14 protein-coding genes and 1 pseudogene are annotated in these 16311 nt (G+C 67.1%); 14 read left to right on the top strand and 1 reads right to left on the bottom strand.

Annotation, left to right across the window (positions count from 1 at the left end; translation table 11 throughout):
- The first annotated feature begins 152 nt into the window (after positions 1 to 152).
- Entirely contained in the window at positions 153 to 647 is a 495-nt protein-coding gene (locus tag AB0M15_RS33620) for a hypothetical protein (protein WP_363827507.1), read from the top strand.
- A 79-nt stretch (positions 648 to 726) separates the two neighbouring features.
- Positions 727 to 1074 (top strand): hypothetical protein, encoded by a 348-nt coding sequence (locus AB0M15_RS33615; protein WP_363827501.1) that lies wholly within the window; start codon positions 727 to 729, stop codon positions 1072 to 1074.
- A 4-nt stretch (positions 1075 to 1078) separates the two neighbouring features.
- Here AB0M15_RS33615 and AB0M15_RS33610 read toward each other — a convergent pair whose 3' ends face one another.
- Positions 1079 to 3334 (bottom strand): FdhF/YdeP family oxidoreductase, encoded by a 2256-nt coding sequence (locus AB0M15_RS33610; RefSeq protein WP_363827494.1) that lies wholly within the window; start codon positions 3332 to 3334, stop codon positions 1079 to 1081.
- Positions 3335 to 3480: 146 nt separating this feature from the next.
- Between AB0M15_RS33610 and AB0M15_RS33605 the strand changes: the two genes are divergently transcribed.
- The 12 genes and pseudogenes from AB0M15_RS33605 to AB0M15_RS33550 all read left to right on the top strand — a co-directional run bounded on the left by AB0M15_RS33605 (position 3481) and on the right by AB0M15_RS33550 (position 16292).
- A complete protein-coding gene (locus AB0M15_RS33605) occupies positions 3481 to 4215 on the top strand; it encodes an SDR family NAD(P)-dependent oxidoreductase (RefSeq protein ID WP_363827485.1) in 735 nt (244 codons plus the stop codon).
- Positions 4216 to 4231: 16 nt separating this feature from the next.
- Positions 4232 to 5536, top strand: a complete 1305-nt coding sequence (locus tag AB0M15_RS33600) for an MFS transporter (RefSeq protein ID WP_363827477.1) — start codon at positions 4232 to 4234, stop codon at positions 5534 to 5536.
- A gap of 23 nt (positions 5537 to 5559) precedes the next feature.
- Positions 5560 to 7407: a helix-turn-helix domain-containing protein gene (locus tag AB0M15_RS33595; RefSeq protein ID WP_363827469.1), complete on the top strand. Its 1848-nt coding sequence runs from the start codon at positions 5560 to 5562 to the stop codon at positions 7405 to 7407.
- A 177-nt stretch (positions 7408 to 7584) separates the two neighbouring features.
- Entirely contained in the window at positions 7585 to 8367 is a 783-nt protein-coding gene (locus AB0M15_RS33590) for a P-loop NTPase (protein WP_363827463.1), read from the top strand.
- A 31-nt stretch (positions 8368 to 8398) separates the two neighbouring features.
- Positions 8399 to 8497 (top strand): annotated as a pseudogene (locus AB0M15_RS33585) (prepilin-type N-terminal cleavage/methylation domain-containing protein); the annotation flags it as partial.
- A 495-nt stretch (positions 8498 to 8992) separates the two neighbouring features.
- Positions 8993 to 9430, top strand: coding sequence for a prepilin-type N-terminal cleavage/methylation domain-containing protein (locus AB0M15_RS33580; RefSeq protein ID WP_363828242.1), 438 nt, complete (start codon positions 8993 to 8995; stop codon positions 9428 to 9430).
- A 249-nt stretch (positions 9431 to 9679) separates the two neighbouring features.
- Complete coding sequence (locus AB0M15_RS33575; protein WP_363827457.1) at positions 9680 to 10774, top strand: type IV pilus twitching motility protein PilT; 1095 nt, start codon at positions 9680 to 9682, stop codon at positions 10772 to 10774.
- Positions 10771 to 12096, top strand: coding sequence for a GspE/PulE family protein (locus tag AB0M15_RS33570; RefSeq protein ID WP_363827454.1), 1326 nt, complete (start codon positions 10771 to 10773; stop codon positions 12094 to 12096). Before AB0M15_RS33575 ends, AB0M15_RS33570 begins: the two co-directional genes overlap by 4 nt.
- Positions 12093 to 13298, top strand: coding sequence for a type II secretion system F family protein (locus AB0M15_RS33565; RefSeq protein WP_363827450.1), 1206 nt, complete (start codon positions 12093 to 12095; stop codon positions 13296 to 13298). The genes AB0M15_RS33570 and AB0M15_RS33565 overlap by 4 nt, the downstream gene beginning before the upstream one ends.
- Positions 13298 to 13741, top strand: coding sequence for a type II secretion system protein (locus AB0M15_RS33560; protein WP_363827447.1), 444 nt, complete (start codon positions 13298 to 13300; stop codon positions 13739 to 13741). The genes AB0M15_RS33565 and AB0M15_RS33560 overlap by 1 nt, the downstream gene beginning before the upstream one ends.
- Complete coding sequence (locus AB0M15_RS33555; RefSeq protein WP_363827444.1) at positions 13732 to 14364, top strand: prepilin-type N-terminal cleavage/methylation domain-containing protein; 633 nt, start codon at positions 13732 to 13734, stop codon at positions 14362 to 14364. Before AB0M15_RS33560 ends, AB0M15_RS33555 begins: the two co-directional genes overlap by 10 nt.
- Positions 14361 to 16292 carry a hypothetical protein gene (locus AB0M15_RS33550; RefSeq protein ID WP_363827441.1) on the top strand — a complete coding sequence of 644 codons (1932 nt, stop codon included), beginning with the start codon at positions 14361 to 14363 and terminating at the stop codon, positions 16290 to 16292. The genes AB0M15_RS33555 and AB0M15_RS33550 overlap by 4 nt, the downstream gene beginning before the upstream one ends.
- The last annotated feature ends 19 nt before the right edge of the window (positions 16293 to 16311 follow it).

Below are 16311 nucleotides of genomic sequence, written 5' to 3'. Positions count from 1 at the left end.
GCGGCGCGGGGAGGGTGGGCTTGTGAGTTGGCGGGACGTGGGTGCTCGGGTTGAGGTCGGCTTTTCGGTTTGTGTTTCAGGGGTTTTGGGTGGGGGTGGGGTGGTCTACGGTTCCAGTGCTCGGAAATCCGCCCCTCAGGAAGAGAATTGTCATGATCAAACGTCTGTACGCCGGGGTGCTGGCCGCCTCGTCGGTTGTTGTGCTGCTTGTGTCCGGTGTCAGCCCGGCGGCCGCGGCCGACAGTGGGCCGGAGACTGTCGCGCCGGTCGCCAACGCGGTGGCTGTGGCGGAGCCGTCCACCTCGCCTGCTGTCGAGCGGACCTGGGTCGGGCACGTGGGGCTGGAGCTGTGCTCGACCGGCTACTTCTGCGCCTTCGTTCAGTCCAACGACCCGAACAAGCGGTTCACCGGCTGGTGGCGGTTCAAGTTCTACACCTGCACCACCTACTCGCTGAGCAACTGGTTCGACTACACCGACGGTGCCTGGAGTGAGGTGCTCGACTATCAGACCGGCGGCGTGGCTACCGGCATCCTCGGCGCCAGTGGGAACACGTTGCAGACCGTCCGCCCGAACACCGGGGCGATTCAGCCGATCCTGGAGCACCGCGGCGGCTGGAACACCGTCTACAAGATCAAGAGCTGCTAGTACCGATCGTTGCGCGCCTGCGGGAACGCTTCGTGATGCGGGATGCTGGTCTTCTGGTCGGACGAGTCGAGGAGGCTGGATGTTCGAGCGATGGCGGCGCGGGCCGGGGCTGAGCAAGAAGGATCTCCGGGATCTCAAGCACCTGCGGGCGTACAACGAGAAGGAAGAGCAGCTTCGGCGGGCCCGGCGGGCTCCGCTGGAGGATCTGCCGCCGCTGGTGCGCGAACTGGTCGGACTCGGGCAGGCGACATCCTTCCGGGAAGGGACCGCCGGAGACCGCCGGGCCCGGGCGATCGGCGAGATCCTCCACGAGGCCGGCGGCATCGAAGCGATGCGCGACGCGTACGAACTGGCCGCCGACTGGATCCCGCAGGAAGTCCTCACCCTGCAGAACACCTGGAACAACATCGGCGACTGGCAGGCATAACCCGCTACTTGGTGCGCTCCAGGCGGACGGTCAGGCCCTTGGCGACGGGCGTGTTGCTGCCCTTCGCCAGGTCGTCGGCTGACATCAGGACGTTGGTCTCGGGGTAGTACGCCGCAACGCACCCGCGCGCCGTCGGGTAGGAAACAAGCCGGAAGCCTGCCGCCCGCCGCTCGACACCCCTGAACTCGCTGACGATGTCGACCCGCTGCCCATCCTCCAGCCCAAGCTCCGCGAGGTCGGCAGGGTTGACGAAGACGACCTCCCGCGTCCCATGCACACCCCGGTACCGATCCTCCAACCCATAGATCGTCGTATTGAACTGGTCATGGCTGCGCATAGTCTGCAACAACAGCCGCCCGGGCTCAGTAGGCAACCAAGACAGGTCGTTGGCGCTGAACTGCGCCCGCGCGTCCGACGTCTTGAAGACCCGCTTGTCCCGCGCCGCATGCGCAAGCAGGAACCCACCCGTCGCCTGCAGCCGCTGCTCGAAGTCCTCGTACCCATCGCAGACCCGCCCGATCCGCTGCCGGATCAAGCTGTAGTCATCAGCGAAATCGGCCCACGGAATCTCCCCGATCTCAGGCACGACCAGCGAAGCGATCCCGCAGACGATCGCCACCTCGGACTTCAATTCAGGTGCTGGAGGCAACAAATTCCCAGTCGACAGGTGCACAGCACCCTGCGAGTCCTCGACCGTCACCGACTGCGGCCCAGCAGCAGTGTGGTCATGATCCGTCCGCCCCAGCGTCGGCAGGATCAACGCCTCCCGCCCGACGATCGTGTGCGACCGATTCAGCTTCGTCGACACATGCACCGTCAGATCACACCGCCGCAACCCCTCGGCCACAACCTCAGTATCCGGAGTGGCCGAAGCGAAATTCCCGCCCATCGCAAAGAACACCCGCACCGCGCCCTCACGCAACCGGTGCACGGTCTCCGCCGCATCGATCCCGTGCTCCCGCGGCGAGGTGAACGAGAACTCATGATCCAGCCGATCCAGGAACGCGTCCGGCATCCTCTCCCAGATGCCCATCGATCGATCACCCTGTACGTTCGAATGCCCCCGAACAGGACAAGGCCCGGCGCCCGGCTTGCCGATATTCCCCTGCAGCAGCAACACGTTCACGATCTCGGTGATGGTGGCAACCGCCTCGCGATGCTGGGTCAGTCCCATCGCCCAGCAGATCACCGTCGCCTTCGACTTGACGAACCGCGCAGTGAACTCCTCGATCTCGGCCCGGGTCAGCCCGCTCGCCTGCTCGACCGCCGCCCAGTCCAGCTCCGCATTGTGCTTCGCGTACAACTCGTACCCGCTGGTGTGGCTCTCGATGAACGACTTGTCCAGCACCGTCCCCGGCGCAGCCGCCTCGGCCTCCAGCAGCAAGTGGCCGACGGCAAGGAACAGCGCCTGGTCGCCACCGATCCGGATCTGCAGGTGCTGGTCGGCCAGCGCCGTCCCCTTGCCCACCCAGCCGGACGGCCGCTGCGGGTTCTTGAAGTTCATCAGCCCCGGCTCGGGCAGCGGGTTCACCGAGACGATGTCCGCGCCGTTCTTCTTCGCGATCTCCAGATGGCTGAGCATCCGCGGCGCGTTGGTGCCCGGGTTCTGGCCGACCACGACGATCAGCTCGGCTTCCTCGAGCATGTCCAGCGTGACGGCGCCCTTGCCGCTGCCGATCACCCGCGACAGCGCAGTACCGGATGATTCGTGGCACATGTTGGAGCAGTCGGGCAGGTTGTTCGTGCCGTATGCGCGGACGAAGGTCTGGTACAGGAAGGCGGCCTCGTTGCTGGTCCGGCCGGACGTATAGAAGACGGCGTCGTTCGGGTCGACGAGCGCCTTGAGGTGCCGGGCCACGACGTGGAACGCCTCGTCCCAGCCGACCGGCTCGTAGTGCGTCGCGCCGGCCCGCAGCAGCATCGGCTCGGTGATCCGGCCGAGCTTGCCCAGCTCGAACTCGGAGATCTTGCCCAGGTCGTCGATCGAGTGCTCGGCGTAGAAGGACCGCGGCACCCGCTTGCGGGTCGCCTCCCAGGCGACCGCCTTGGCGCCGTTCTCGCAGAACTCGGCCGCGTGTTTGCGCTTGCTGTCCGGGTCCGGCCACGCGCAGGACGGGCAGTCGAAGCCGCGATCCTGGTTCATCTTCAAGAACACCTTGCCGGTCCGCGCCGGTCCCATCTCGCGCAGACCGAACTTGAACGACGAGAGCACGGCGGGCACGCCGGCGGCCTTCTTCTTCGGCTGTTCGATGTCGACCATGGTTCAACTGTAAATCGTCCTATCACTACAAGCAGGTTTGATAGGTCACGGTGTGGCTGGGTGGGGTGCGCCACCATGACCGAAGGCCGCACTGTGTGACGTCACGCCATAGTGCGCGGCGGCGCGGATTTCTAGAGTCCTCGGCCATGGAGACCCGTCGAGCCCTCGTCACCGGAGCCGCGTCCGGCATCGGCGCCGCCTGCGTCCACCGGCTGGTCGCGGACGGCGTACAGGTCGTCGCGGTCGACCACGACGCCGCAGCGCTCGGCGAGCTGGCCGCCGACGGCATCGAGACCTTCACCGCTGATCTGACCGATCTGGACGGACTCAAGGACCTGCCGACCGACATCGACATCCTGGTGAACAGCGCCGGGGTTCAGCAGGTGGCGCCGATCGAGCAGTTCCCGCCTGACCGGTTCGGCTACCTGCTGCGCCTGATGCTGGAGTCCCCGTTCCGCCTGATCAGGCAGACCCTTCCGCACATGTACGGCCGCGGCTGGGGCCGGATCGTCAACATCTCATCCGTGCACGGCCTCCGGGGCAGCCCGTTCAAGGCGGCGTACGTCGCGGCCAAGCACGGGCTCGAGGGCCTCAGCAAGGTGGTCGCCCTCGAAGGCGCCCCGCACGGGGTCACCAGCAACTGCGTCAATCCGGCGTACGTCCGTACGCCGCTCGTCACCGCCCAACTGGCCGACCAGGCGCTCGTCCACGGTCTGACCGAGGCCGAAGTACTCGACAAGGTCCTGCTCGAACCGGTAGCCGTGAAGCGCCTGATCGAGCCGGAAGAGGTGGCCGAACTGGTCGCACTCCTGTGCGGACCGGCCTCGGCCTCACTCACGGGGAGCTCGCTAGTCCTCGACGGCGGCTGGACCGCCCACTAAGAAGGAGTCCGCCCAAATGGCAACATCAACCGAACCAACCCGGACGAGGACCCCGATCGCGCGGGTCGTCGGCGCGAGCCTGATCGGCACGACGGTCGAGTGGTACGACTTCTTCCTGTACGGCGTCGCGGCATCCGTCGTCTTCGGCGACCTGTTCTTCCCCAAGGGCGAACAGCTCACCGGCACGCTGCTCAGCTTCGCCACCTTCGCCGTCGGCTTCTTCGCCCGGCCGATCGGTGGCGTCGTGTTCGGCCACTTCGGCGACCGGCTGGGCCGCAAGAACCTGCTGGTGCTGTCGCTGCTGATGATGGGCATGGCGACGTTCGCGATCGGCCTGCTGCCGACGTACGCGCAGGTGGGAGCACTGGCGCCGATCCTGCTGACCGTCCTGCGGCTCATCCAGGGCTTCGCGCTCGGCGGCGAGTGGGGTGGCGCGGTACTGATCGTGTCGGAGCACGGTGATCCCAAGCGGCGTGGGTTCTGGTCGTCCTGGCCGCAGGCCGGCGCACCGGCCGGGCAGCTGATCGCCAACGGGGTGCTGGCCGGGTTGGCGGCGTTCCAGAGTGATGCGGCGTTCGACAAGTGGGGCTGGCGGATCCCGTTCCTGCTGTCGGCGGTACTGGTCCTGGTCGGCCTGTGGGTACGGCTGCGGATCGAGGAGTCGCCGGTGTTCCGCGAGGCGCGGGCCAAGCAGGAGCCGGCCGACAAGCTGCCGTTCGTCGAGGTGATCACCAAGTACCCGCGTGAGGTGCTGACCGCGATGGGCGCGCGGATGGCGGAGAACGTCAGCTACTACATCTTCACCATCGTGATCGCGACGTACGCGAAGGAGCATCTCGGGCTGGGCAAGTCGTTCGCGCTGAACGCCGTGTTGATCGCCGCCGCGGTGCACTTCTGCGCGATCCCGCTCTGGGGCGCGTTGTCGGACCGGGTCGGGCGCAAGCCGGTCTACCTGTTCGGCGCGATCGGGGTCGGTGTCTGGGGCTTCGTCTTCATCGCGCTGGTGGACACGAAGAACTTCGGGCTCGCGGTCCTCGCGGTCACCATCGGGCTGGTCCTGCACGGTGCGATGTACGGGCCGCAGGCATCCTTCTTCACCGAGCTGTTCGGTACCAGGGTCCGGTACTCCGGTGTCTCGGTCGGCTACCAGCTGGCCTCCATCATCGCCGGTGGCTTGGCGCCGTTCATCGCGATCGCGCTCCTGAAGGCCTATGACTCCGGCTTCGCCATCTCCGTGTACGTCGCGGTCTGCGCGGTGATCTCGATCGTCGCGGTGCTCAGCTACGGCGAGACCCGCGAACGCGACCTCTCCACGCTCTGAGTGGACGGTGACATGATCCGCTGATGGAGGAGTTGCTGCGACTGCTGGCCGATGACGCACCAGGAAGCGAGCTCGCGCGGGCGGCCGGGTCGAACCAGGCCGCCCGCGATCTCGCGCTCCGGATCCGTGCCGGGATGGACGCGAGCAAGAAGCGCGAGACGGAGCTGTCGGCGCTGGTCGACGTCGCCCGCGAACTAGCCTCCGCCCGCGACCCCGGCGGCGTCCTCGACACCATCGTCCACCGCGCCCGCACGCTGATCGGTACCGACGTCGCCTACCTCACCCTGTACGACGCTACGCAGGGCGACACCTACATGCGGGCAACCGACGGGTCTGTCTCCGCCGCCTTCCAGCAACTCCGGGTGCCGCTCGGCGCCGGGCTCGGCGGCCTGGTCGCCGAGACCCATAAGCCGTACTGGACGGCGGACTACCCAAGCGACCAGCGCTTCAGGCACACCACCCGGATCGACGACGCGGTCGGCGAGGAGGGGCTGGTGGCCATCCTCGGTACTCCGCTGACGGTGGACGGCGCCTTCGTCGGCGTACTGTTCGCCTCCAACCGCACCCGCCGACCGTTCAGCCGCGAAGAGGTCTCGCTGCTTGGATCGCTCGCGACCCTGGCAGCGGTGACGCTGGTTCAGGTCCGGGCGACCGCGGAGACCGCCGCTGCACTAGAGCAGCTCTCGGTCGCTCACGCCGGTGTCGAGCACGCCGCTGCTGCGCACGACCGGTTTGCTGAGATCGTCCTGTCCGGCGGGGACGTGGACGCCATCGCGGCCGCGCTGGCCGAGCTACTGGCCGTCTGGGTCGTCCTGGTCGATGCCACCGGCAACGAACTCGCCCGAGCCGGCCAGGTGGGCTCTGAACCTCTCGCCGGAGCCGGAGCCGGAGCCGGAGCCGGAGCGGGAGCGGGAGCGGGAGCCGGAGCGGGAGTGATGCCTTGGGCCGAGTCGCCGGCCTCGGGGCGGTTGACCCGGACCGGCGACTGCTGGGTGGTTGCTGCCACTGCCAAAGGGGAGCGCCTGGGCGCCTTGGTGATCGGGGGAGTCGACGAACTGTCCGGAGCCGACCAGCGGATCGTCGAGCGTGCTGCGGTGGTCACAGCGCTCGTCCTGCTCTTCCGTCGTCAAGCAGCCGAGCAGTCCCGGCGTGCTCAAGCAGACATCCTCGCCGACACACTCAGCGGTACCACCGACCTGCGAGCACTGGCCGACCGCTTTCGCCTGCTGGGCAAGCAGAAGGAGCTCCCGAAGCAGGTAGTCGTCGCGGTCTGCAGGGGCGACCACTCCGGAGTACTGGCCCGCCTGACGGCTCCACTCGAGGAACGGCTCGTACTGGTAGGCCCGTACGCCGGTGACCTCGTCCTCCTCATCGCCGACTCAGACCCCGTGACGGTGGCGCAGGAGTTGACCGACGTGGCCCGGCGTACCGGCGTGACCATCGCAGTGACCGGCCCAGCAGCCTGGGGGAGCGACGTCATCACCGTGCACCGCGAGGCGGCCCGGCTCGTCGCCACGATGCTGCGCCTCGGCAAGGCCCGGCAGGCCGCAACCCCGAACGACCTCGGCCTCGCAGGCCTCGTCGGCGCCGCCCATGTCGACGTCGCCACCCACGTGAACCACGTACTGGGTGAAGTCATCCAGTACGACAGGCAGCGCGGTACCGACCTGATCGGCACCCTCCGCGCGTATTTCGCGTCCGGCCAAAGCCCCACCCGTGCCGCAGAGGTACTCCATGTCCACCCCAACACAGTCCAGCAACGCCTGGACAGAGTGACGGTCCTCCTGGGCCAAGGCTGGCTCGACCCCGACCACGCCCTGAACGTCCAGGTCGCCCTCCAACTCCTTGCAACACTCCCTGACCCCAGCTAGTTGTCTGTAGGTCATTCGACCGACAAGGGTCGGACAGATGGTCCCCCGGTCGTCACCCCTCTGTCACCCGTTCACCGACTGTGACGAAGGCGCCCCAGGATTCACTCTTTAGGCGGGAGCGGCGCCAAAAGCAGTGACACAGAGTGCCGATCCCGTCGATGCGACGGGGGATGTGAGATGGCGGACGGGCGGATCATCACGGTCTTCGCGGCCAAGGGCGGCTGCGGCAAGACGACAGTGGCGACAAACCTGGCCACGGTCCTGCACGACCGTGGCGCCCACCGCGTCTGCCTGCTCGACCTCGATCTCGAGTTCGGCGATGCCGCCGGAATGCTCGGTCTCCGGCCCGAGCGCAGCATGGTCGACGCGCTCCCGGCGGCCGATCAGCTGACCCCGGAGACGGTCGCCTCGCTGATGACCACCTACCTGCCCGGTTTCGACTGCCTGCTGGCGCCGACCCGGCCGGGCGACGCCCAACGGATCCCAGCCTCGCTGGTGAGCCGCCTCCTGGCCGTCCTCCCTCTCGTCTACGACTTCGTAGTCGTGGACACCCCAAGCAGTTTCGGCGCGAACGTCCTCGCCGCGCTCGATCTCGCCGACCACCAGATCCTGGTCACCACACCAGAGCGACCCGCCCTGAAGAACCTCCGGGTCACCCTCGACATGCTCGACCTACTCCCGTACGACCGCACCGCCCGCTCGATCGTCGTCAACCGCTCCGACGCCCGATCGGACCTACCTACCCTGCTCCTCGACGAGTTGGTCAGAAGCCCCATCGCCGGCCACCTCCCAACCTGGGACGGCGTCCCCGCCTCGATCAACCGCGGCGAACCACTAGCCGCAGCCCAACCCGACCACGAAGTCAGCCGGGCAATCCGCCAACTGGCCGCCACCGTCCTCCCCAGCGACGGGAGGTGCAGCCGCGACCCACCGCCCGGCCAGAACCAGCCTTCGACCTAACTCAAACCCTTTGAAAGAAAGCGAAATCATCATGCTCCAGCAACTACGCCAGTCCCGCAAAAACGAATCCGGCTTCACCCTGATCGAACTCCTGATCGTCATCGTCATCCTCGGCGTCCTGTCAGGCATCGTCGTCTTCGCGGTCCAGGGCATCAACGACCGCGGCAACGCGGCGGCCTGCAAGACGGACAAGTCGTCCGTCATCACCGCCGTCGAGGCCTCGCCCGGTCGATGTTCGTCAGCCCTCGACAGCCAAGACCTATGTGGCGAGGCTCTACGAGAAGCTCGGCGCCTGCAATCGTGCCCAGGCCATCATGTCCGCCCTGCGACTCGGCCTGATCGAGCAGAGCCTGTCTGTACCCGCCTGACCTTCACCTGTCGGCCGAAAGGCCGACAGCGTGTCGGGCGAGTGGCCGGGAAAGTCAGGCGTTCACCCGCTGTGACGCGGGCCTTGCAGAGACGAGTGTTTGACGCGGCAGCTAGCGGCATCTGGGGGGCCGACGCCGGCTTCGCGTGCCGGGTCCAGGGGTCGGACCCATCGATAGGCCGGTCGATCCGTCGCGCGTTGCCGCGCCTGAAAGACCCTGTCTCCGTCGCCTGCCGGAGCATTCGCAAAGGAAGCACCATGGAACACCGCCTTCGGGCCACCATCCTGGCCGCCCGAACCGTCCACCGCGCCTCGAACCATCGACCCACCCGCCGCGTCCACCGCCGAGCCCAAGAGCTGACGCAGCGGAAGAAGAACGAATCCGGCTTCACCCTGATCGAGCTGCTGATCGTGATCGTCATCCTCGGTGTGCTGTCCGGCATCGTGGTCTTCGCCGTCAGCGGAATCCAGGATCGTGGCAACGCTGCCGCATGCAAGACCGACAAGAAGACCACGCTGGTCGCCGTCGAGGCGTTCTACGCCAAGAACGGCACCTACCCGGCCGCTGGTGACGCCGGCTGGCTCCAGCTGACCGTCGGCGTCGACCAGCTGCTGCGGGACCGGCCGACCGGTACCGGCTACACGATCACCCTCGGCGCCAACGGCCTGGTCACCGCGACCGGCGCCTGTACCTGATCGATACTCCGCCCCTCCCGCGCACCTCACGGCGCGGCGCGGGTGGACCGGCTCGGAGGAGGGCCGGTCCACCCCGTTGAGGGAGCGCACCGCAGTACCGCCGACAGGAAGCTGCCCGACCCCGGGTAGCGCCACCCGAGAAAGCTGGCGATCCGGACCGTCGTACCGGATCGCCATCGGTCTACCGGTTGTCCTCGCAACCGGTAGGCCATCTCGGAGCGGCGGTCCGATCGACCAGGAAGGGATTCGATGAAAGTTCCCGCGCCAGGCAGCCGGGTGGACCTGCTGCTCGAAGAACTCTGGAACGCCGGCGGCACCGACCTGCTTCTGACAGTGGGGATGGCGCCGCAGTTGCGCGTTCACGGCGTACTGCGCCCGGTCGCCGACCGCACCCCGTTGACCCGGACCGACACCGACAGCCTGCTGGCCGAGATGCTCAACCCGCACCGGTCGAACGTCTGGCAGACCACGTACGAGCACGACTTCTCGTTCTCCTGGCGGCAGAGTGCCCGGATCAGAGCGAACGCGTTCACCCAGCGAGGTGACACCGCCCTCGCGCTGCGGATCATCCCGCGCAGCATCCCGACCATGTCGGAGCTCGGCCTGCCGGCGGCGGTCGGCAAGTTCGCCCAGTTGCACCAAGGGCTCGTTCTGGTCACCGGCCCGACCGGTTCGGGCAAGTCGACGACGCTCGCCTCGGTGATCCACCAGATCAACACCGACCGGGCCTGCCACATCATCACCATCGAGGACCCGATCGAGTACGTGCACGAGCATCGCCGCTCGGCGGTCAACCAGCGCGAAGTGGGTAGTGACACGGCATCGTTCCCAGACGCGCTCCGGGCAGCGCTACGGGAGGACCCGGATGTCTTGCTGGTGGGCGAGATGCGCGACCTGGAGTCGATCCGGTTCGCGCTGACGATCGCCGAGACCGGCCACCTCGTCTTCGCGACTCTGCACACCAACGACACCGCGCAATCGCTTGCCCGGATCATCGATGTCTTCCCGGCGGAGCAGCAGTCCCAGGTACGGGTTCAGCTGAGCGCCGCGTTGAGCGGAGTCGTGCATCAGCGGCTGATCCCGCGGACCAGCGGCGGCATGGTCGCCGCCTTCGAGGTGATGATCGCCAACGCGGGCATCCGCAATCTGATCAAGGAAGGCAAGACGCACCAGTTGCGCAACGCGCTCGTCACCGGGCGTCGCGAGGGCATGATCACCCTCGAGCAGTCGCTGTCGGCGCTGCTCCAGGCCGGCGAGATCTCGTACGCCGATGCCGTCTCGCGCTGCGCGCATCCGAAAGAGCTCGAAGTCCGGCCGAGGACAGGAGTGGGTACCAGACCATGAAGCATCGCGGACGGGGAACCGCGCCACTGGCGCAGCAGGCCGCAGACAACCAGTATCCGGAACAGAACGCGCTCGCCGGCGTCGCCGAGCGGGTGAAAGCGTTCCAGGCAAGACATCTGACGCCGGACGACGTCGCCGTCGAGAACGAGGACGCGCCGGTCGTCCAAGTGGTCCAGCTGATCATTACCCAGGGCCTGCGCGACCGCGCCTCCGACATCCACATCGAGCCGCACGACGACCGAGTGCGGGTGAGGTACCGGGTGGACGGGGCATTGCGGGACAAGATCGAATTGCCGGGCGCGATCGGGCCGGCCGTGGTCAGCCGGATCAAGGTGCTCGCCGACCTCAACATCATCGAGCGCCGCCGCTCCCAGGACGGCCAGATCCGGATGCGGATCGAGGAACGCGACGTCGACATCCGCGTCTCCACCACGGCCGTGGTCGGTGGCGAGAAGGCGGTACTGCGCTTGCTCGACAAGAGCCGGCCACTGTTCCGGCTGGAGCAGTTGGGGATGCCGCCGGATCTCGCCGAGCGCTATTCGGCGCTGCTGCGTACGCCGTACGGGATGGTCATCTGTGCCGGGCCGACCGGGAGTGGCAAGACGACAACGCTGTACGGCTCGCTGAGCGAGATCGACACCCCCGAGCGCAACATCATGACGATCGAGGATCCGGTCGAGTACTCGTACGCCTCGATCAACCAGATCCAGATCAACGAGGCCGCCGGGATCACCTTCGCCACCGGGCTGAAGTCGATCCTGCGGCAGGACCCCGACGTGATCCTGGTCGGCGAGATGCGTGACGCCGAGACCGCCCGGATCGCCGTACAGTCCGCGCTGACCGGGCATTTCGTGCTGTCGTCGGTGCACGCGACCGATACCGCGACGGCGCTGCATCGCCTGCTGGACATGGGGATCGAGACGTTCCTGGTCGCCTCGTCGGTGAGCGCGGTGATCTCGCAGCGATTGATCCGGCGGATCTGCCTCAATTGCCGCTCGTACTACGAACCGCCCGCGCCCGAGGTCGCGTTCCTGCGAAGTACCGGCGTCGCTGTGCCGGTGGGCGGCCTCGTCCGTGGCGCCGGCTGCGAGCAATGCGCCGGGACCGGCTACCTGGAACGCACCGGCGTGTACGAGCTGATGCCGGTCACCGACGCGATCCGCGAGCTCGTGGTGGAACGCGCGCCGCTCGCCGAGATCCGCAAAACCGCTTGCTACGAAGGGATGCGGACGCTTCAGGAGGAGGGCGCGCGGCTGGTCCAGGCCGGCGTGACGACCGTCGCCGAAGTGGTCCGCTCGATCTACACGGTGGGGATGCAATGACGCGGTACTCGTACGTCGCGGTCGAACCCGGCGGCAAGACCAAGCACGGTACTACCCGCGCCGACAGCCGCGAGGACGCCGAGCTGGCCCTCTACGAGCGCGAGTTGCGCAACATCCGGCTGACCGAGAAGCCCGGGTTGCTGAAGATCGAGCTGACCGCCAAGCGGGTCAAACGCGAGGAGGTGATGCACCTGACCAGGCAGCTCGGCGCGTTCGTGTCGGCCGGGATGCCGTTGACGGAATCGGTGCACAGCCTCGGACGCGAGTCGGACAACCTGACCGTGCGGCGGATGATGTACGAGGTCGAGGACGGGCTGCGGGACGGGGAGACGCTGTCGGACTGTTTCGACCGGCATCCGCGGATCTTTCCGGAGTACTACCGCGGCATCCTGCGCTCGGCCGAGTCGAGTGGCCGACTCGATACGGTGCTGGCCCAGCTCGCGCGGTATCTGGAGCGTGATCTGGAGGCGCGCCGGCGGATCAAGCAGGCGTTGATCTATCCGTCGGTGGTCGCGGGGATGTCGCTGGTGACGATGATCGTGCTGGCGGGCTTCGTGCTGCCGCGCTTCAAGGAGTTCTTCGACAGCCTGGGCGCCGAGTTGCCGTTGCCGACGCGGATCCTGATGGGGATCACCGACTTTCTCACCCAGTTCTGGTGGGCGCTGATGATCGGCGCGGGGTTGATCATCCTGGCTCTGGTCTACGTGTTGAGCACGCCACCTGGCCGGTATCTGCGGGATCGGTTGTTCCTCGCGTTGCCGGTGATCGGGGCGACTGTCCGGTTCGCGTTGGTGGAGCGGTTCTGCCGGATCCTCTCGTCGATGGTCGCGGCCGGAGTGCAACTGCCGCAGGCTCTGCGGATCGCGACCGGGTCCTTGCCCAACCGGGTCTTCCGGCGTGCGCTGGCCGGGGTGATGGCCTCGATGCTCGCGGGCGATGGGCTGGCACGGCCGCTGGCTGCGACCGGATTGTTCCCCGGTACCGCTGCGCAGATGCTGCGGGTGGGGGAGGAGACGGGGACGCTGGATCGGCAGTTGGAGGTGACTGCGCAGTACTACGAGGGCGAGCTCGACTACAAGCTGAAGAAGCTGATCGGGCTGTTCGAGCCGTTGGTGATCGTCGTGATGGGCGTGGTCGTCGGGTTCGTCGCGATCGCCCTCGTCTCAGCCATGTACGGCGTCTTCCGGCAGGTGCAGGGCTGATGCGTGCGCAGCGGGGTGAGAGTCTGCTGGAGTTGGTGGTGGCGATCGCGTTGATGGGAGTGGCGATCGTGGCGGTGATGTCCGGGCTGACCACGACGGTGTTGCTGTCCGACGTTCAGCGCAAGGAGGCGACGGCGGCCGCCACCGTGCGCAACTACGCCGAGGCGCTTCAGCAGTTTGTTGCCGATGGCCACTACATTGCGTGCGCCAACGCCGGCTCCTACGCGGTACCGGGCTTCGCGCCGCCAACTGGGTTCACCGCTCGGATCGTGCCCGGGTCCGTCCTGTACTGGACAGGCGCGCTGTGGCTCCCCCTCTGCCTCCCCGATCGGGGACTCCAGAAGTTGCGGGTCAAGGTGGACAGTACGGACGGCCGCGCCTCGGAGTACCTGGATGTCGTACTCCGGAAGTCTTGTGGGGTGGATGATCCGCCGTGTTCTTGAAACGTGATGAGCGGGGCTTCACGTTGATCGAGCTGTTGATCACGATCACGTTGATGGGTGTCGTCGGACTCGCGCTATCCGACCTTGTCATCAGTGCGCTCAAGGAGATGAGCGCGACGTCGGACCGGCTCGACGTGTCGCAGGACGAGCAACTCGGCGCGGTCTACTTCGCCCGAGACGTTGCCGGGTTCGGAGTGCGGGACTACGGTGCGGCGATCGCTGGGGGATCCCTGCCGTTCCAGCCGTCGGTCCAGCTGAATGCGGCCGACGACGCCGGCGGCACGACCTGCGGCCCGGTACCCGTCTCGGCCCTGCGCCTGCTCTCGGACGACTGGGACCTGTCCGTTGTCCCACCAGTACGCCGTACCGCTGTGGTCGCGTACTACCTCAAGCCCGTCGACGGGGTGCTCGAGCTGCACCGAGCGAGGTGTGTCGGCTCGGGTACTCCGTCGTCGGATGTCCGGCTGTCTGCGAGCGTCAAACCGGGGAGCCTGTCCGTGAGCTGCTCGACACCGTGTACCGCGGTAGTCGCGCCCCTGTCGGTGACACTGCGGTACACAGCGACCAAACCGTCCAACGGCGACCAGGTCGTCGTCTTGAGCGGCCTCCGGAGACAGTCGTGAGGCGCCGGGACGAGCGCGGGTCCTCGCTGCTCATGGTGCTGGTAGTGATCACCGTGGTGGCACTGGCTCTCTCTGCACTCCTGACAAGGTCAGATGCGGCGCAGAAGGTGACCGACACCCTGCGGAAGGAGGCGGCCGCGTCCTACACCGCAGACGGTGCCATGCAGGCGGCGATCAACAACCTGCGCAACAGCACCTACAACGGCAACCCCGGCCAGCACTGCTTCGGCCTCTCGGACACCCTGTCGCTACTGGCCTTCGACGGCCTCAGTCCGGTCGCGGTGAAGTGCCAGCCGGACCCCAAGCAAGCAGTAGTTCAATGCCAGACAGCATCCGACTGCAACCGCCCCGACAACGCCATCCTCGCCCTCAGCACCATCCCCGGCGAGACATCCATCTCCGTAGCCCAGCCGGCCGCCTCCACCTTCCGTATCCACGGCAAGGTCTTCGCCAACTCCAGCATCGACGTCACCGCAGGCACCCTCTCAGCCACCGGCACCCTCTCAGCCCGAGGCCTCTGCTCCGCCGGCGTCCTAGCCCCCCTCTGCGGCCTTGGTGGCGCCGTCCAGGCGGCCCCCGCCTACGACCCCGCAGCAACCACCGTCCCCGCCCACCGCTCCCCACCGCCCTGCACCACCCCCAACTCCCTAGTCACCTTCACCCCCGGCTACTACGACGACGCAGACAGCCTCACGCAGATGATGAGCGGCACCAGCGCTTGCCATGGCAGTACTTGGTGGTTCAAGCCAGGTGTCTACTACTTCGACTTCCACAATGCGACCAACCCGCTTCTGTCCGGTACCAGCACCTGGACGATGAAGGACGGCACTCTGGTCGCCGGCACTCAAGCGGCTGGTGGTTGTGCGAGTCCGCTCGGCTCAGGGGTACCTGGCGTGCAGTTCGTCTTCGGCGGTAGCAGCCAGTTGGCAGTAGATGGCGGCAAGGCGGACATCTGCGGCACCTACTCCGCCAGCAAGCCGCCGATAGCCGTCTACGGACTCACCAGCGGGGTGGAGACGGCCAGGGACGTAGTACTGAAGCCGACTGCGGTCAGTTTGTTGAGCAAGTTCGGGTTGTCGGCGACACCGGGGCGCCTGGGTGTGGTGGACGGGGTTGCGGCGAGTTGGAAGAGCAGTGTGGCGAGCGAGAGTGCCGGCGTCACCTTGAGCGGCTACAACCAGGCCGGTGCGATTCCAGTCGGCTCCGTGCTCGAATCCGCCGACCTGAAGATCACCCACCGGCACAGCGACCCGCTCACGACCGACAAGCTCGACCTCTCGGTCGACGTCGGCCCCGGCGCACCGATCACCGCATCGGTGACCGGTCGGCCGGGCGGATCGGCGTACGGGGTGACAACGATTCCACTCGACGCCTCCAGAACGGGCCAATTGGCGCGCGCAATCTACGGCGGAACGTTCACCAACGCCTCGATCGCGCTCACCGTCGGCCTCACCTCGAAGGACGACATCGAAGACATCGATGCCATCCAGATCGAGCTCAACTACCGGGAACCCTCATTCCGCAAGGGAAGCGGCTGCGTGACCGACGGCCCGTACCCGACGACCGGTTGCGCCCTGATCTCCGGCAACGTTGCCGTAAACGGCACGATTTTCGCCCCGGAAGCGGCGCTCGATCTCACCTCCACCGGCGGAAATCGCCCACTGATCGAAGCCGGTGTGGTGATTCGTGCTTTGCGGGTTTCGATAACGGGAAGTCTCAGTGGTGTGGCGATCGATTTGCCGGACGTTTCACCCGGGTTCACCTTCGGGCTGCACCTGTCCGTCTATCTCTGCCCGGGCGCGCTGGTCTGCGTGCCCAGCGGGCGACCGGCACTGCAGGCCAAGATCGGGCTCGTCGACGCCGATCCCTCGTCGCCCGATGCCGGGCGGCGGAAGGTGACCGTGCTCGGCTGGTGGCGGCCTGGCTGATGGGAGTACTGACGCAGTC

Origin of the sequence: Kribbella sp. NPDC051718, from assembly GCF_040681515.1 — a bacterium.
Classification (GTDB): Bacteria; Actinomycetota; Actinomycetes; order Propionibacteriales; family Kribbellaceae; genus Kribbella.
The sequence above is the reverse complement of the archived record's forward strand: the minus strand, read 5'-3'. Positions and strand labels throughout refer to the sequence as shown.